Consider the following 863-nt stretch of genomic DNA (forward strand, 5'->3'; position numbering starts at 1 on the left):
ATTAAAGCGCAAGAAGTGTATCACTTCTTGTTTGACTCGTGGTTGCAACGCTTGAAAGCCTCATCCAATAACGACTGGATCGTGTGTTCCCGCAAGTATTGATGCAGATGCTGTTCCGCGCCCTCCATCACCTTCTCGACCAAACATTCGCTCTTTCCTGAACGCTCCTGATCCCGATCCCGCTGGGCAGTCCCCTTTTCCGCTAACAACCGATGTTGCTGCGACTTCGTATTGGAACATTCGAACAACTTCTGTCTTCCTTCAATCACTTGAATCACATCAAGAAACGTAATCTGTTCAGCCGGCCTGGCAAGCTCGTAACCGCCGTTCACCCCTGGCACAGCACGTACGATTCCATCCTGCCTCAGCTTGGACATGATTTTGGATAAATAGCTTTCGGAAACACCAAGTGCCCCAGATAATTCCTTGATCCCGACATTGTTGCAACGCTCCGAGTGTCCCAGATGAACTAAGGCGTGTAGGGCATAATCTGTACTTTTGGAGAACTGCAAGTTTCCCACCTCCCTTCTCAATATTATCATTAATATAGACCTGTAGTATCCATAATAAACGATCCAACTCCAAATTGCAATGGCATCCCCCATCATGATCAATCCAATGTTCGTTCCCATCGCCATCAGTGTTGTCTTGAGAATTAACGTTTCTTCTTCATTTCGAATCCGATTTTTGGGAGTCAACCCGAAAGAATTCGTAAAAAATAGAGCCCAAATCATAAACAGCCAACCCCCTGTTCACTCCAGAGTGTTAGCCGCTTTCTTTCACTTTATCCGCGCCTCCTGCTCGTTCTGCACGGAGTAAATGGCAATCATAGAATGCTTAGATATGCTCATCAAAGCTAATAT

At 46.0% G+C, this 863-nt stretch carries 1 protein-coding gene; it reads right to left on the minus strand.

All coding sequences use genetic code 11. The features are described 5' to 3' along the window. Positions 1 to 20 precede the first annotated feature (20 nt). Positions 21 to 512 carry an RrF2 family transcriptional regulator gene (locus GC102_RS10685; RefSeq protein ID WP_171689510.1) on the minus strand — a complete coding sequence of 164 codons (492 nt, stop codon included), beginning with the start codon at positions 510 to 512 and terminating at the stop codon, positions 21 to 23. Positions 513 to 863: the final 351 nt, after the last annotated feature.

This window comes from Paenibacillus germinis (assembly GCF_013141785.1).
Taxonomy (GTDB): Bacteria; Bacillota; Bacilli; order Paenibacillales; family NBRC-103111; genus Paenibacillus_E; species Paenibacillus_E phytorum.